General features: G+C 47.8%; 14 protein-coding genes and 1 tRNA gene. 3 read left to right on the forward strand and 12 right to left on the reverse strand.

Annotated elements, in window-relative coordinates; all coding sequences use genetic code 11:
- Nucleotides 1-5: 5 nt before the first annotated feature.
- The 3 genes from CWI73_RS04740 to radA are packed head-to-tail and all read right to left on the reverse strand — an operon-like array spanning nucleotide 6 to nucleotide 3,161.
- On the reverse strand, nucleotides 6-998 hold the full coding sequence (locus CWI73_RS04740; RefSeq protein WP_126751758.1) for a FecCD family ABC transporter permease: 993 nt from the start codon (nucleotides 996-998) through the stop codon (nucleotides 6-8).
- On the reverse strand, nucleotides 995-1,807 hold the full coding sequence (locus CWI73_RS04745; RefSeq protein WP_157980626.1) for an ABC transporter substrate-binding protein: 813 nt from the start codon (nucleotides 1,805-1,807) through the stop codon (nucleotides 995-997). Before CWI73_RS04745 ends, CWI73_RS04740 begins: the two co-directional genes overlap by 4 nt.
- A complete protein-coding gene (radA, locus tag CWI73_RS04750) occupies nucleotides 1,797-3,161 on the reverse strand; it encodes a DNA repair protein RadA (protein ID WP_126751760.1) in 1,365 nt (454 codons plus the stop codon). Before radA ends, CWI73_RS04745 begins: the two co-directional genes overlap by 11 nt.
- 62 nt (nucleotides 3,162-3,223) lie before the next feature.
- Between radA and CWI73_RS04755 the strand changes: the two genes are divergently transcribed.
- Nucleotides 3,224-5,728 (forward strand): PilZ domain-containing protein, encoded by a 2,505-nt coding sequence (locus tag CWI73_RS04755; protein ID WP_126751761.1) that lies wholly within the window; start codon nucleotides 3,224-3,226, stop codon nucleotides 5,726-5,728.
- On the opposite strand, the gene serB is transcribed toward CWI73_RS04755, so the two are convergent.
- Nucleotides 5,714-6,364, reverse strand: a complete 651-nt coding sequence (serB, locus tag CWI73_RS04760) for a phosphoserine phosphatase SerB (protein WP_126751762.1) — start codon at nucleotides 6,362-6,364, stop codon at nucleotides 5,714-5,716. The two genes, CWI73_RS04755 and serB, sit on opposite strands and share 15 nt — an antisense overlap.
- A 26-nt stretch (nucleotides 6,365-6,390) precedes the next feature.
- Between serB and CWI73_RS04765 the strand changes: the two genes are divergently transcribed.
- On the forward strand, nucleotides 6,391-7,014 hold the full coding sequence (locus tag CWI73_RS04765; RefSeq protein WP_241968821.1) for a YtjB family periplasmic protein: 624 nt from the start codon (nucleotides 6,391-6,393) through the stop codon (nucleotides 7,012-7,014).
- A gap of 15 nt (nucleotides 7,015-7,029) precedes the next feature.
- Here CWI73_RS04765 and CWI73_RS04770 read toward each other — a convergent pair whose 3' ends face one another.
- The gene (locus tag CWI73_RS04770; protein ID WP_241968822.1) at nucleotides 7,030-7,788 is read right to left on the reverse strand and encodes a TatD family hydrolase; all 759 of its coding nucleotides are present in this window, start codon (nucleotides 7,786-7,788) and stop codon (nucleotides 7,030-7,032) included.
- 6 nt (nucleotides 7,789-7,794) lie between these two features.
- Entirely contained in the window at nucleotides 7,795-9,384 is a 1,590-nt protein-coding gene (gene prfC, locus CWI73_RS04775; protein ID WP_126751764.1) for a peptide chain release factor 3, read from the reverse strand.
- Nucleotides 9,385-9,562: 178 nt separating this feature from the next.
- Here prfC and CWI73_RS04780 point away from each other — a divergent pair, with 178 nt between their 5' ends.
- Nucleotides 9,563-11,254: a methyl-accepting chemotaxis protein gene (locus CWI73_RS04780; protein WP_088767719.1), complete on the forward strand. Its 1,692-nt coding sequence runs from the start codon at nucleotides 9,563-9,565 to the stop codon at nucleotides 11,252-11,254.
- On the opposite strand, the gene CWI73_RS04785 is transcribed toward CWI73_RS04780, so the two are convergent.
- From CWI73_RS04785 to CWI73_RS04810, 6 genes are all read right to left on the reverse strand, one after another.
- Nucleotides 11,251-12,447, reverse strand: a complete 1,197-nt coding sequence (locus CWI73_RS04785; RefSeq protein ID WP_126751765.1) for a phosphopentomutase — start codon at nucleotides 12,445-12,447, stop codon at nucleotides 11,251-11,253. The two genes, CWI73_RS04780 and CWI73_RS04785, sit on opposite strands and share 4 nt — an antisense overlap.
- Nucleotides 12,448-12,452: 5 nt before the next feature.
- Nucleotides 12,453-13,784 carry a thymidine phosphorylase gene (deoA, locus tag CWI73_RS04790; RefSeq protein ID WP_126751766.1) on the reverse strand — a complete coding sequence of 444 codons (1,332 nt, stop codon included), beginning with the start codon at nucleotides 13,782-13,784 and terminating at the stop codon, nucleotides 12,453-12,455.
- 2 nt (nucleotides 13,785-13,786) lie between these two features.
- Complete coding sequence (gene deoC, locus CWI73_RS04795; protein ID WP_126751767.1) at nucleotides 13,787-14,533, reverse strand: deoxyribose-phosphate aldolase; 747 nt, start codon at nucleotides 14,531-14,533, stop codon at nucleotides 13,787-13,789.
- A 9-nt stretch (nucleotides 14,534-14,542) separates the two neighbouring features.
- Complete coding sequence (gene rimI, locus CWI73_RS04800) at nucleotides 14,543-14,989, reverse strand: ribosomal protein S18-alanine N-acetyltransferase (protein WP_126751768.1); 447 nt, start codon at nucleotides 14,987-14,989, stop codon at nucleotides 14,543-14,545.
- Nucleotides 14,982-15,293, reverse strand: a complete 312-nt coding sequence (locus tag CWI73_RS04805; protein ID WP_126751769.1) for a hypothetical protein — start codon at nucleotides 15,291-15,293, stop codon at nucleotides 14,982-14,984. Before CWI73_RS04805 ends, rimI begins: the two co-directional genes overlap by 8 nt.
- Nucleotides 15,294-15,384: 91 nt before the next feature.
- Nucleotides 15,385-15,461, reverse strand: a tRNA-Trp gene (locus CWI73_RS04810).
- Between the last annotated feature and the right edge of the window lie 15 nt (nucleotides 15,462-15,476).

Below are 15,476 nucleotides of genomic sequence, written 5' to 3' on the forward strand. Positions count from 1 at the left end.
TGTGCCTACCTCACCGCCTGCTGAGATTTCTGTCTAACCAGTAAAGCAATAAGTAAAGGAGCCCCAATAACTGCCGCAACTACACCTAATGGCAGTTCCCGACCAACACTAATAAGGCGCACAAAAATGTCGATAGAGAGCACCAGTACCGCTCCAGCCAAGGCGCTCATCGACAGAACCTGCTTGGGGTGATTAAGCCCGACTAATCTCACCAGATGTGGTGCCAACAGCCCCACAAAACCAATAATACCAACGCTGACTACGCTACTACCTGCCAGTAACGCAACGGCTATAAGTACTAAGTTACGCCTTGCCGGATAGCTATAGCCCATGCTAACGACGGTTTCTTCGGAAAAGGTTAATGCCGTTAAAAAGCGAGACTGAGTTAACACCAATACTGCGCCGATTAAAGCAAAGGGCAGCATTAAATTCACATGTGACCAGCCCCGGTTTGCAAGGCTTCCAAGGGTCCACTGGCTCCATTCCTGAAAAGCGAATGGGTTGGGCGCCAGATACAGCAGCAATGCCATAATAGCGCCTGCCAAAGAGGAAATAGCCACACCGGCTAAAATGACCCGGTTCACATCGGCATAATTTCCCGCCATTACCACCACGACAACGATAGCGGCTAAGCCGCCGGCCAATGCGATAAAGGGTAAAAGCCAGGAGAACGTTGGCAACAAACCAAAATAAAGCACAGCGACCGTCGTTAACGCTGCCCCGGATGAGACTCCTGTAAGTCCGGGCTCTGCGAGCGGGTTTCTGAGCAAAAGCTGCATGGCAGCGCCAGCCAGACCAAGCACCGCACCATTGACCACTGCAAGAACCAGTCTTGGTAACCGGATATCAGCCAATATGGCCTGCTGATAAGCCGATAATGCATCGGTCCGCCACCAATCCCATAGCGTTAAGCCACTACTGCCTTGCGACAAATGCCACGCGGAGAGAGCTATAATCACGAGAGTAAGCGCTAACACCCATTTGACGATACTACTCAATGCTCTCTCCTGTAACCAAGCGCTTCAACATAAGCATTCGCATTTACTACGGGGCAAGACGATGTCTTGTGAGGAATAAACTGAACTTTGCTTTGTTCCGATATCCATTCTCGCACCACAGGATGATGTCGCCAAATATTAGCCAGCGCAAAGTCTGCCGTCGCCGCATCTTCAGTGAATCCTTCCATAATGACGGTGTCAGGTCGCCAGGTTATTAACTGCTCGAGATCGACCGATACTAAGTCATAACCAGCCGCTGCCGCCAAATTCTTCCAGCCCATTTTTTTGAATAGTGTGTCGGTCCAGCTCCCCTGCCCCCAGCTGTATTGATTAGGCATAATCACTATTGCAGACTGACTCCCGGCTTGCGCAGTAAGAGAGTGTTGCAACTCAACTTTATGTTGCTCTACTTTTCCAGAATAACCCGTTTGGTCAGCCATAATACTCAGCCATTGTTCGTAAGCCTCCCAGTTTCTCGGTTGCGGCAGCACCACAACATCCACGTAATTTTTTAGCGCTTTAATCAGTCTGGGCTGGTTAAACTCTGTTGCAAAAACTTTTGTCGGTTTTAGCGCCAGTATGCTCTCCAGCGTCCCATTATGTCTTGCAACACCCGTCAGCTCGTTTTCGTCATGCAGGCGAGTGATACCGACAAGCTCCTGTCGTTCACTCCATCGTGCCAGAGCAATATCAATACATTGATTTAACGACACCCAGCGCGCTCTTTCATTCGCTTGAACAGGCGCTGTTAGTGCCAAAACTGTTAGTGCCCCAAAAAGTACAGCTATGGCTGTCAGTTTAAATGACATCGAGTGCCTGCTGCAGATTTTTAACACCAATAATTTCCATTCCTTCCGGTGCTGTTTTAGGTTTATTGGCAATAGGCACCACAGCTTTTTTGAAGCCATGCTTCGCCGCTTCATTTAATCGCTCCAGCCCATTTGGCACAGGACGAATTTCGCCGGCCAAACCAACCTCGCCGAAAGCAACTAATTCTCTCGGCAAAGGATCTCCTTTAAAGCTCGACACAATGGCCAGCAGCAACGCCAAATCGGCTGATGTTTCTGCCACTTTCACCCCACCAACCACATTAACGAAAACATCTTGATCGGACACTTGTAAGCCGCCATGGCGATGCAAAACAGCAAGCAACAACGCCAGGCGAGTTGCTTCCAGGCCTACGGCAACCCGACGTGGATTCGCCAGTGCGGAGTAATCGACCAGCGCCTGTATTTCCACCAGTAAAGGTCGGGTACCCTCCCAAACCACCATGACGACAGAGCCGTTGCCTTGTTCTTCAGCGCGTTGCAGGAATATCGCCGATGGATTCGATACCTCTTTTAAACCACCGCCTGTCATGGCAAAAACCCCAAGCTCATTCACTGCGCCAAAACGGTTTTTGGTGCCGCGCAAGGTCCGATAGCGAGAATCTGAAGAGCCATCTAAAATAACGGAACAGTCAATACAGTGCTCTAGTACTTTAGGGCCTGCCAGAGAGCCCTCTTTGGTCACGTGACCTACCATAATAATGGCGACATTTTTTTGCTTTGCGTAACGCGTTAAGTAAGCTGCCGCTTCCCGCACTTGAGATACACTGCCTGGCGCCGACTGAATGTCCGCCAAGTGCATAACCTGTATTGAGTCGATAACCATAATGGCAGGCTTTTCTTTGTCCGCCAGCTGACAGATGGTTTCAACCGACGTTTCCGAGAGCATCCGTAATTTATCAGCCGGCAAGTTCAGGCGCTGTGCTCTCATAGCGACCTGCTGTAGTGACTCTTCTCCCGTCACGTACAAAGCAGGCATTTTTTCGGCCAGCTGACAAAGCGTTTGCAGCAACAGCGTACTCTTACCCGCGCCGGGAGAACCTCCAATTAAAATAGCAGAGCCTGGCACGACACCACCTCCCAACACCCGGTCGAACTCTTTAAAGCCTGAGCTAAAGCGCGGAACTTCCTGAAGGTCAACCTCGCTGAGCGTTTGCACTTTGCTCTCGGTCATTCCGGCAAACCCCTGACGGGCAACTGCAGGTGAAGCCGACTTTGCTGCCAACCGAACTTCGGTTAAGGTATTCCATGCTTTACATTCTGTGCACTGCCCCAGCCAGCGCGGAAAATCCGCGCCACAGTCGCTGCACACGTATGCCGTTTTTGCTTTTGCCATTAATCTGCTTCTCGTTTTAATATGAGGTAATATTCAAGAATAACGAATAAAAATGGATCTTGATGCCTAACTCTTATTTTGACCAATTAATTGAACAGTTGAAACCCGTTGTTTACGATTCCGATTTCGACTCTGTCTTCCAGTCGCTGACTAAAGAACTTGACGGGCCAACTCGTTTCAAACTAAAAATGGAGCTTAACCGACTGGCAGCTCCTTGTCGTCGAACCGTCGACCTCCGCAATCAGGTAGACAACGAATGTTTTCCATACGAGCATCAAGGTCGCAGGCATCAGCTCGACAGCGTTGCTATAGAAATTTTTGAAAAAGGTTTAGACACCTATAAGGGCGTCTTTACTCAAGACACGTTCGAGCAAATTCTTGACGCCGATAACCAACTTCGCAGGGCTCAGGAAGAGGAGCTGGCTTACGCACAAAGCCTTGCCTCTCAAAATGCCGAGCCTGTGAGCAGCCAGTCTCCTTTTAGAACTAAGTCTAACGAGCCTTACTCCTATTTAGTGGAGACCTTTAACTTCGGTCGTTATCCATACCGCTCAGAAGAGCGCATGAACTTTACCATAGATGTTCTGTTAACCGATGATGCAGAGCAGGAGTTCAAAGGTATTACTGCCGACATATCCATTACCGGTATGCGGGTACGGCTTAATGAATCAAGAGATATAAAAGAACAAGACAAAGTTGAGTTATCCTTTGTCGGGTTAGCCAAAGAGTTTACCGTCGATCCGACAATGCGTATTCCATATATAGTCGTTGGCGTACAACAGATTGGTGGAAAGCAGTACCTTAACTTGAGCCGTGCTTCAGAGTTTCGTTCTGACGAGCTAGACCGTTTTTTCCAACGTTTCATCAACGGCTATAAAAAACGCTACCGAGTTAACATTGATAACACTTACGATAGTGTCATTAGTAAAGGGCACGAACAGTTCTTCTTGCCAAGAACGCGTCAGTTACCGGTTTACTTTTCAGAAGCGAATAAAAGGCTAATTGCGGATTATGTATTAACCACAGACAACAACCGTTTTATTTTAGACACCTGGTTAAATGAGCTGAACCAAATTAGTTTCGGCTCAATATTTAATGTTCGGCGAAGCCAGCAAATTCTCGAGCAAATAGAGGCTCAGGGGTCTGCACAACTCATTGTCCTGAGCTTTTCAATAACAGCACGCGGCAAAATCTATCACTACTCGGCGACGACCGATGAATTAAAGCGCTCCGGGCTTTGGGATACTTACATTGCCTTTGGTCGTCAAAAAGCTTCCTGGCGAGTGCTCCAGATTGATATTCGCCGCACTGACAGTGAGCTGGCATGGCAGCCACAAGCTGTTCCTGAGCATATAAAAGTGCCGTTTCGCATAAATCCGCCTTCAGCAGAAGTGAAACAAGCGGTGAAACCACTGAAGTATTTGGCCGCGGTTTCAGACGTCACATCCAGTGTTACCGGTTTAACAACGGTCGAGTTCAGTAAAGCGCAGCTGCCGTCAATAAAGGCATTCGCACATCCACCCGCTGTACCGTTACGAACCAAAGAAGCTCGTCTGGAGTTCGTTAACCTGCGCAAAGAAAGGCGCTTCAACTATCGCAGCCGCTGCCGTGTCAAAGCTGGCAAGTTTGTCAGAGACGCAATGATTATCGACCTTTCCATTAGTGGTTTACAGGTGCAAATGGATAACCCGGCAAGCATCAATGCGGGCGATACGATTTATATCTCCATGACGGGCTTCTTGAAAACCTATAAAAAAGCCAAACTCAATGAACTGCCGTACATTGTTGCTTCAACAGACCGTGCCGGGACAACCCTTCGACTGAAAGCTGATACAACGGCAGAGCCACACCGAGGCTCTGATTTTATTCGTTTTCTTATCCGCGAACAGCGAGACGTACTGAAGCTTCAAGTCGAGAATACATCGGTTAATGGACTCCCGCTGTGCTTAAGAAACTTATATTGTGAAGCACCAGCAGCGGTACCTGTGTTCTTTAACCGTTCAAAACAGAAACAGCTGTCTGCGCGTCGGGCTGGTATGCCTCAATGGACGTCAGGTTGGTTACGCATGCTGCAGAAGTTACCGGGTAGTCGAGACGCCATTATTAACTTACAACCCCTGCTACGTGGAAACGCTGTGGCTGATACTATCGAGCCCAAACTAAAGTCTATGGAGAGAGACGCCTTCCCTGAATCTCTCCTGCTCCTGATTCGGCTCTATCGTCAAAATGGTGAATACATTGTTCAGACGCAGTGGTGCGCAACAGATGCCTCCGACGACATCCACGGATTTATTGACCAGTGCCTGCCGAATTCGGTATTCCGTGCCATTACTATCAATTTATCAAGAGCCGGCAAACCGGACATTCAGTTTATTCAAGCCGAATTGGCTTACATGAGCCACTACGCCGCTTATAAGACTGAAGACCTGGAAGAAGAGCTGTGGAAAATTTTCGGTGTTGCTGAGACTATCGATATCACCTCAAGCTTACTCAATTTCGTGCTACCCGATACCGCTTCAGTTAACGAGCAAGAGCAACGACTAACCACATGGTTAGAGAAGCTTTGAGTAACTTAAACAGGTAAGAACCTGACGCAGGTCAGGTTCTTCGATGCAGTAATCCGCAATGCGCTTGAGTGACGGTTTGGCACAATACGCAATACCAACCGCAGCGTTTTCCAGCATCATTGCATCGTTAGCTCCGTCACCAACAGCGACCGTCTTCGACATAGGAATGCCCCATTGATTGGCTAACCCCTGAAGCGACTGGGCTTTCATTTTTGCATCGACGACATCACCCACAACACGACCTGTTAACAGTCCGTTCTTCACTTCTAACTGATTAGCCACCACCGCGTCGGCCTGAAGCTCAGCAGCCAGTCTGTCGGCAAACCAGGTGAATCCGCCTGATACTATAGCTCGCCGCCAACCTTTTTCTTTTAATTCGGCAAACAGTTCTTGCGCGCCAGGATGCAAAGGAATGGGCTCAAATAAGCGTTGCAGTGAAGACTCACTAACGCCCTGGAGGCAAGCGACACGCTGACGCAGCGACTCACTAAAGTCGATTTTTCCCTCCATGGCGGCTTTTGTTATTTCCGCAACTTTAGTATAACAGTCATTGAGTCGAGCAATTTCATCGATACACTCAATACCAATTAAGGTAGAATCCATATCGAAAACGATTAAACCAGACGGATACTTCATGAACCAAAAACTCCTGAACCTGTTTTATGCGTACTCAACAAACTAATCTCTGGCAGCCACTAAAAAGTTGGTTGCTGAAAGATAAGACTCGCGCTTTTATGCACATTGCGACCAAACGTGCTTTGCGACTTGGTGCTGCGGCAGGTTTGTTATTTATTATTATGAACGTCTGGAATATTGCCAGTGTTCAGTCACAGCAGCAACTTTTTAACCAAACCCAGTCAATAACCGAGCTGTTGATGAAGCAGGTTGAGCATGAAGCGCATTACTGGGTTGAACAACAGGAAACCGACAAGCTACAACAGCTTGTGGAGTATATCACCGACCAACCTCATGTGTTGTCTGCGGTTATTCGCGACCGCTTTGGTGAGGATATCGTCACCTCAGGGGCGGCGACGTCTATCATCGACTGGCCAGCAGCCAGTTTAAAGGCGGATCCCTGGATACTGATTGAAGAAATCAACGAAGAGCAAAACATCAGCGGCTATATCCAGGTCGTTTTTGATAAAAGCACTTTGTTAGCCCAAAGCAGACAGGCGCACGATGGATTAATGCAGCAGGGCAAAGTACTGCTGTTGCTCGCTATGCTAGCGGGCGTGTTTATTATGCTGGGCTTTAACCGAATACGAGACCGCTACTGGCAGAAATAGGCGCTACCCTGGTTGTTAACTAAACAGCTCGACACTGTTTTTCCATAACTGTGACGCCAGCGCCTCCTTATCAGTGCTTTTTAATTCAGCTAAAGCATCTAACACAAGGGCCACTCGATAAGGCTCATTTCTCTGTCCTTGATACCCAGACAGTGGCATATCCGGTGAATCGGTTTCGAGTACCAGGCTTTCTATCGGTACATCTTGAATAGCCTGCCTTGTTTTTTGTGCACGGTCGTAAGTGATCACTCCCCCAACGCCGAGCTTATAGCCTTGCTCAACAAACTTCATCGCCTGTTGATGGCTGCCGCTGAACGCATGAATAACACCTCGTTCAGGCCCGTACTTCTTAATATCGGCATGAGTACGGTCGAGCGTTTTACGGTGATGAATAATAACCGGTAGTTTCAACTGCTTTGCCAGCTCGAGCTGGCGAATGAAAAGCGTATGTTGCTTGTCATAGTGCTGACAGGTTTTATCAAGACCAATTTCTCCTACCGCTTTTACCTGCCCTTTTTGCTGCTCCAACGTCTGCTCAAGCGCTTCGATATCGCTGATGTCGTGCTCTTCAATAAACCAGGGATGCAAACCCAGTGCATAAGACCAACTAGTGTTCTTACTTGCTAAAGATGTCAGCTTCTCCCACTGGTTTCGTGTCACCCCTGGCACCATAAACCGTTCTACGCCGGCTTCATTCGCTCTTTCCAGCACCGCCTCTCTGTCCTTATCAAAGGCATCAAAGTCGAGGTGGCAGTGCGTATCAAAGAGCCGCATAATAAGCTAATGCTCGCGCGTATGGGTAAAGGTAATATCGGGGTAGCGCTCTTCAGCCAAACTTAAATTCACCATGGTCGGCGCTATGTAGGTCAGGTTGTCACCGCCATCTAACGCTAAATTCGATTCTGCTTTTCGACGGAATTCATCCAGTTTTTTCTCGTCTTTCGACATAACCCAACGTGCTGTAGCGACATTAATGTTCTCGTAGATGGCTTCCACTTTGTATTCGGTTTTCAAGCGATGAACCACAACATCAAACTGCAACACACCAACCGCCCCAACAATAAGGTCATTGCTAATAAGCGGTCGGAATACCTGCACGGCGCCTTCTTCTGAGAGCTGAACAAGGCCTTTTAACAGCTGTTTTTGTTTAAGCGGATCTTTCAAGCGAATACGGCGGAACAGCTCCGGTGCAAAGTTTGGAATGCCGCTAAACTTGAACTCTTCTCCGGCGGTGAAAGTGTCGCCTATTTGAATCGTCCCGTGGTTATGCAGACCTATAATATCGCCCGGGTAAGCTTCTTCAACATGCGATCGGTCGCCCGCCAGGAACGTCAGAGCATCGCTAATTCGGACATCTTTGCCGGTGCGTACTTGCCGCATTTTCATGCCTTTTTCATATTTACCCGACACAATTCGCAAAAACGCCACTCGGTCGCGGTGTTTCGGATCCATATTCGCCTGGATCTTAAAAATAAACCCAGAAAAGTTTTTATTATCAGCCTCGACAAAGCTGCCCTCATCTGTCTCACGAGATTGCGGTTTAGGCGCCCAATCGACAAGCCCGTCCAGCATATGATCAACGCCGAAGTTTCCAAGTGCGGTACCGAAAAACACCGGTGTTAATTCGCCTGCTAAAAACATTTCTAAGTCAAAAGGATTTGATGCTCCCTCAACCAGCTCAATTTGTTCCCGCAATTCTTCAGCCCACACGCCTAGACGTTCATCGAGCTCAGGGTTGTCGAGACCTTTTATAATGTCTTCCTCCTGAATTCGGTGTCCTTGGCCGGTTTTGTAGAGAATGACTTCGTCACGCAGTAAGTGGTAAACGCCCTTAAAGTTTTTGCCCGAGCCAATTGGCCAGGTGATAGGCGCACACATAATCTTGAGAACATCCTCGACTTCATCCAACAGCTCTAAAGGATCGCGAATATCACGGTCGAGCTTGTTCATGAAAGTCAAAATTGGTGTATCTCTTAAGCGAGTGACTTCCATCAGCTTAATGGTTCTGTCTTCAACACCTTTTGCGCCATCAATAACCATTAAACAAGAGTCCACCGCTGTTAACGTTCGGTAAGTGTCCTCAGAGAAGTCCGCGTGTCCTGGTGTATCTAATAAGTTAACCAACGCTTCATTATAGGGGAATTGCATGACGGAGGTCGTAACAGATATACCCCGTTCCTGCTCCATCTCCATCCAGTCTGACTTGGCGTGTTGACCTGATTTTTTCCCCTTAACGGTACCGGCTTGCTGAATTTGGTGACCGTGTAAAAGCACTTTTTCAGTAATGGTCGTTTTACCAGCATCGGGGTGCGAGATAATCGCGAATGTACGTCTTTTTTCAACTTCTTCATGTAACTTTGCGTCAGACATTAACAGCACTCAATTTCGGTTATTAATTAATTGGCCTTATTTTCGCTTATCTGCTGCCGATACACAAATTAAGGATGACTAACACTGACTTAATAAGATTCCACAAATGTCTAACAGATAAGTTGTTTAGCTTGTACTAAAATAGACAAGTTAACGTCATAACCAAGGCTACGAAACTATGAGATTGACCATTAAAGCGAAAGTGTTCTCTCTGGCACTCATTCCACCACTGCTGATTGCAGTTTTCCTTACTTGGTACAACTTGTCGCAGTCGACACAAGTTGCGCAGAACGCAGTGTCAGACTTTAAGTCACAAATGCAAAAAGATGCCCGAGAGGAAGTCCGTAACTATCTGCAATTGGCTATGAGCTCAATTGAACATTTGGTTGAAGACGACTCATTAGGCTCTTTACCAGAGCGCCAAGAGCGTGCGAAACAAATTTTGCGCCAGCTTCGCTTTGATGATTCCGGCGACGTCGGTTACGTCTTTGTTTATGACGATAAAGGAAACAGCATCGCGCACGGTGTGAATCAGTCACTGGAAGGCAAGAACTTATACAACTTTAAAGATCCAAACGGCGTTCTTCTCATCCAAGAGCTGATCGAAGCGGCAGAGAGTGGCGGTGGTTTCGTCGAATACGACTGGGAGAACACCAGTGGTCAGGTCAATCCCAAATTAGGTTACGCGGATATGCTGTCAGAGTGGGGCTGGGTTGTTGGTACCGGCTTTTGGACAGCAGGTCTACAAGAGCAAACACAAGTTATTGAAGGTAATGTTGACGATGCCTTAGCAGAGTCCACTGCGAGTACCATCATCGCATCCATTATTGTGCTGCTTATCATCGCTGCCCTTGCCCTGTTTGTCGTGAAAGGAATTACAGGGCCGCTGAAGCGGGCATTAAATGCAATGGATCAAATAGCTAAGGGCGACGGTGACCTGACCCAACGTTTAGATACCGACAGCAATGACGAAATGTCAGAGCTTGGCCAGGCATTTAATAACTTTGCCGACCAAGTCTCTGATATGGTCGCCAATATACGGACGTCGGCAACGTCGGTTACTCACTCGACTCAGCGTTTAGACGGTGTACTTACCGAAGCGCGTAATGGGGTTAACGAGCAGCAGGAAGAAAGCGAACAGATTGCGACCGCTATTAATGAACTGGCGACAGCGTCACAGGAAGTTGCCCGCAGCGCAAGTGAAGCATCAAGCGCTGCAGAGCAAGCAGAAGAGCTTGTGCACTCCGCTAACCATCTGTTAACGAAGGCCGTTAATGTCATCCATGGCCTTGCTGAGAAAGTAGAAGATGGCTCGTCTGAAGTAGAAAAATTGAACGCGCACTCTGCTGAGATTGGCTCGGTATTGGATGTTATTCGTGCCATTGCTGAGCAAACCAATTTACTGGCTTTAAACGCGGCTATTGAGTCGGCCCGTGCCGGTGAAGCCGGCCGTGGATTCGCGGTTGTTGCTGACGAAGTTCGCACGCTGGCTAAGCGCACGCAAGACAGCACTCATGAAATTGAGAGTATGATTGAGCAGCTGCAAAGCGGCAGCAAACAGGTCTCAGAAGTGATGTCCGCCATAAAGCAAGGCAGTGAAACCAGTGTTGCTGAGGCCGCAGAAGTCGAAACAGCGCTGGCTCAGGTACTTGAAGCTGTTAACACAATTAATAGCCAAAATGCTCAAATTGCCACGGCAGCAGAAGAGCAGACGTCGGTTTCAGAAACCATAAACGAAAACATGACAAAAATTGTCGATATCGCTAAGCAGACTGCCAGCGGCACTCAGCAAGCGGGTGAACACATGCGCGAGTTAACAGACACTGCTCATCAACTTGAAGATAACGTAAAACGCTATCGCATTGACTAAATGTCGATAGCTGTGCCCTCGTCCATAGGCGATAACCGAAACCAGCGGCAGAGTGTTTGACCTAAGTCGGCAAAGCTCTGTCGCTCGCTATGACTTTTAGCTGCTACTTTTCTCCCCGACAACAGCAACGGAACATACTCACGAGTATGATCACTACCCGGCCATGTCGGGTCACAGCCATGATCCGCCGTTAGCACGAGCAAATCATCTTCTCTCATTGCGCTGATGACTTTCGGTAACCATTGGTCAAAATGTTCAAGTTCTTGCGCATACCCTTCTGCGTTTCGCCTGTGCCCATACAGTGTGTCAAAATCGACTAAATTGGTGAAAATAAGGGTGTTGTCACCCGCGGTACCCATTGCTTTTAACGTTTCGTCCATTAGCTCAGATAGGTCTTTTCCTTTAAACGACTGGCTGATGCCGCTATGCGCAAAGATATCTGAAATTTTACCAATGCCAATGACCTGTCCCCCGGCACTTTCTAATTTGTTCAATACCGTCGGCTTAGGAGGCAGTACCGAGTAATCTTTGCGATTAGCCGTTCTGACATAATCATCGGGCGTTTCCCCGACAAACGGACGCGCTATAACACGGCCAATATTATAGTCGTCCAGCAACCCTCGCACTTGCTCACACAGTTTATAGAGGCGCTCAAGACCAAAATACTCTTCGTGTGCGGCTATTTGAAACACTGAGTCTGCGGAGGTGTAAAATATGGGAGCGCCAGTCTCAATATGCTTTTGACCCAGCCGCTGAATAATTTCAGTGCCAGAAGCATGACAATTGCCCAAAATACCCGGTATACCCGATTGCGCTTGAATCTTTTGCAGTAAGTCTTTTGGAAAGCTGTTCTCTTTATCCGTAAAGTATCCCCAGTCAAAGTGGACCGGTACCCCCATCAACTCCCAATGACCTGACGGCGTGTCTTTACCGGATGACACCTCTGCCGCCCACGCAAATGCGCCTTCGGTTTCACATTCATGAATACCATCTGCGTAATGGCCAACAGCGCCTCGGTGAGCCTCACCAAGCCCTAACTTAAGCAAGTTCGGTATACTGAATGCGGCGCCTGATTGCTTACGTTTTTCGGCGATATGACCAAACGTATCGGCTCCTGAGTCACCAAATTTACCAGCGTCCGGAGCCGCTCCGATACCTAAAGAATCTAAAACAATCACGATTGCTCTGGCCATAAAGGTTACCTTGTCAGCCGTTCGTAAATTACTGGGTTCGGCGGCAGTGCAGTCTCAGTAAATGTCATAGCGGATAAAAACATCTCTCTAGCTATGTCGACTTTGCGTCTGTCATTACCGCAAATCCAGGCTACCGGCCGCCCTTTACTTAGTTGAGTTCCCAGCGGAGTCATATGCTTAATACCAACACTTAAATCTAATGTATCATCCGCTTTACGACGACCACCTCCTAACTGCACTACCGCCATGCCTATCGACCTCGTATCATACTCACTTAGGTACATGTCCAAATGTTTATCGGGGGCATAAACAGGCTCTATAATTTTTGCCTCAGATAAGTAATGTTCGGGTCGCTCGATAAAGTCTGCGGGACCGTTGAGTAACCGCACCATTTCAGCGAATCGCTCAGCTGCAGAGCCTGTATCCAACGCTTTAATGACCCGCTGTTTTGCGTCGTCCTGGCTTTTTGCTATCCCTCCGGACAAAAGTGACTCAACAGCCAACGCCTGAGTGACCTCATGAAGCCGCGCATCTCGGTGCCGCCCCGTTAGATAATCAACCGCCAGTTTCACTTCCAGCGCATTGCCTGCCGTCGATGCTAACGGTTCATTCATATCGGTCACCAAAGCAGATGTCGATACACCAAGTTGTCCGCCGACGCTGACAATTTTTCTGGCCAGCTCCAGCGATTGCGCATGACTTGGCATGAAAGCACCGTTGCCCGACTTTACGTCCATGACCAACCCGTCAAGACCTTCAGATAGCTTCTTTGACAAAATGGAAGCCGTAATTAGCGGAATCGACTCAACGGTGGCCGTTATATCCCGGGTAGCATAAAATCGCCTGTCGGCTGGCGCCAAGTTACCGGTTTGTCCGATAATGGCGACGCCGGCTTTCTTCACGACGCTTTTAAACGTGTCATTATCCGGTGTCGATTGATAGCCCGGTATCGAATCGAGTTTGTCTAACGTGCCGCCGGTGTGTCCTAGACCACGTCCCGAAATCATCGGCACATAACCGCCGCAAGCAGCAATAATAGGTCCCAACATTAAGCTGACAACATCACCAATCCCGCCAGTCGAGTGCTTATCCAAAATAGGACCATCAAACTCTGACTTCGGCCAACTCAGAACATCTCCGGAGTCTCGCATAGCCTGAGTCAGGCTTATTGTTTCATCAGTATTCATGCCATTAAAATAAATAGCCATTGCCAGAGCTGCGATTTGCCCTTCACTGACGCTATCGTCGCAAATGCCGTTAACGAACTGGTGAATCTCCCACTCAGTCAATTGAAGAGCATCACGCTTTTTTCGAATACTATCTTGCGGCAAATACATGGCTAGTGATTATCCACAATCGCCTGGATATCCTTCAGTAGGCTGCTTGCGCCAATTCGGAAATGCCCCGGCGTTACCCAGTCTTTCCCGAAAATTTCTTCAGCCAGATTAATATACTGCATAGCTTCTTTTACAGTGCGTATACCACCAGCCGCTTTGAAACCACAGTCCGTACCGCTCGCTTTAATAACGCCCAGCATTGTTTGAGCCGCTGATAACGTCGCGTTTGTTTCCACTTTGCCTGTTGAGGTTTTGATAAAATCAGCGCCATTGGCAATAGCTATCTCACTTGCCGCCACAATGGCATCCTGCGTTTTAAGCTTACCCGATTCAACAATGACTTTTAGTGCCACTTCATTGCCACAAACGTCCCTGCACTCACGGACTAATTCAGCTGGCGTGCTCTCATCGCCATTTAACAGCGCTCTATATGGCAAGACAACATCAATTTCGTGTGCCCCTGCCGCAATAGCTCGCTCAGTTTCCGAGACAGCTCTCTCAATATTTGTACTTCCGTCCGGAAAGTTAGTGACGGTTGCGATAGGAATGTTGAGGCTCTGCTCTTCGAAGTAAGTTTTCGCTGTCGCCACCCATTCCGGAAAAACACAAATAGCGGCTACCGACTGGTGACCAAGAGAAACCTTACTGCAAAGTGACTCAATAGCGGTCTTATCATCGTCATTGTTCAAAGACGTTAAATCGACATACGATAATACCTGTAAAGCCTGTGCATGATTTTCCGACGGCATAAACTTCTCCTAATTCTGTTCGCTTTGCCACTTCATGACTAAAGCGTCTTCGTAACCGTTAAGGGTTTTATAATAGTCAGGTCTTTTGGCCAACTCTCTAAACCCATACGCTTGATATAAGCTAATGGCCGGAGTATTAGATTCTCGTACTTCAAGGAAGACCAACATACCGTTGTTTGCCGCATAGTTTAAGGTGTCCTGCATTAAGTAATGCGAAAAACCCTGCCCCTGGTGCTTTGGATCAATAGCGATATTAAAAATGGTGAGTTCGTCCAGTACCTGCTGGCATATAATATAACCGACGGTCTCTTCGTTAACGACTAACTGTCTATTATAGTAAGCTGGCCCATGACTTTGGCAAAAAACCGATAAGCTCCATGGGTGCGCGTGAGCTAGCCGCTCGATTTGATAAGAGCGACTGTCAGGAGTAAAACGTTGAATTTTTATGTCAGGCATGGCTTAAACGTTGCCAAAGCTCTTTTTTAAATTCAGGCGTTGGTAGATTATCAAACCAAGTGTCGTAATTGAGGCAGTTATCTGATAGTTCCGTTATTTTAACCGCTACCGGTCGCTCACCGACGCATAAGCAAAAGTCTTTAAACCACTGCGGTAGCTCAACCGGTAATTGTGTCTCGCCAACTAAATGATAAGAGCCCAACTTATAAAAATATTGACCTTTTGGCTCAGGCGCTTTTTCCCAAAGTGGGATATTCATAGCGGCTAATGCCTGCATTTGCTGAGAAGTCCACTGAGCATTCATAAAAGTTACCGTATAGATGAATTACCAAAGTAAGTACTAAAAGATATGAATGTAGTGTAATTGAGCAGAATAAATAAGACTAGTGAAGAGTTGGCAGGGGCGGAGGGATTCGAACCCCCAACCGTCGGTTTTGGAGACCGCTGTTCTGCCAGTTGGAACTACGCCCCTAACTCTTGAGGCATG

The organism is Idiomarina piscisalsi (assembly GCF_003987095.1).
Lineage (GTDB): Bacteria > Pseudomonadota > Gammaproteobacteria > Enterobacterales > Alteromonadaceae > Idiomarina > Idiomarina piscisalsi.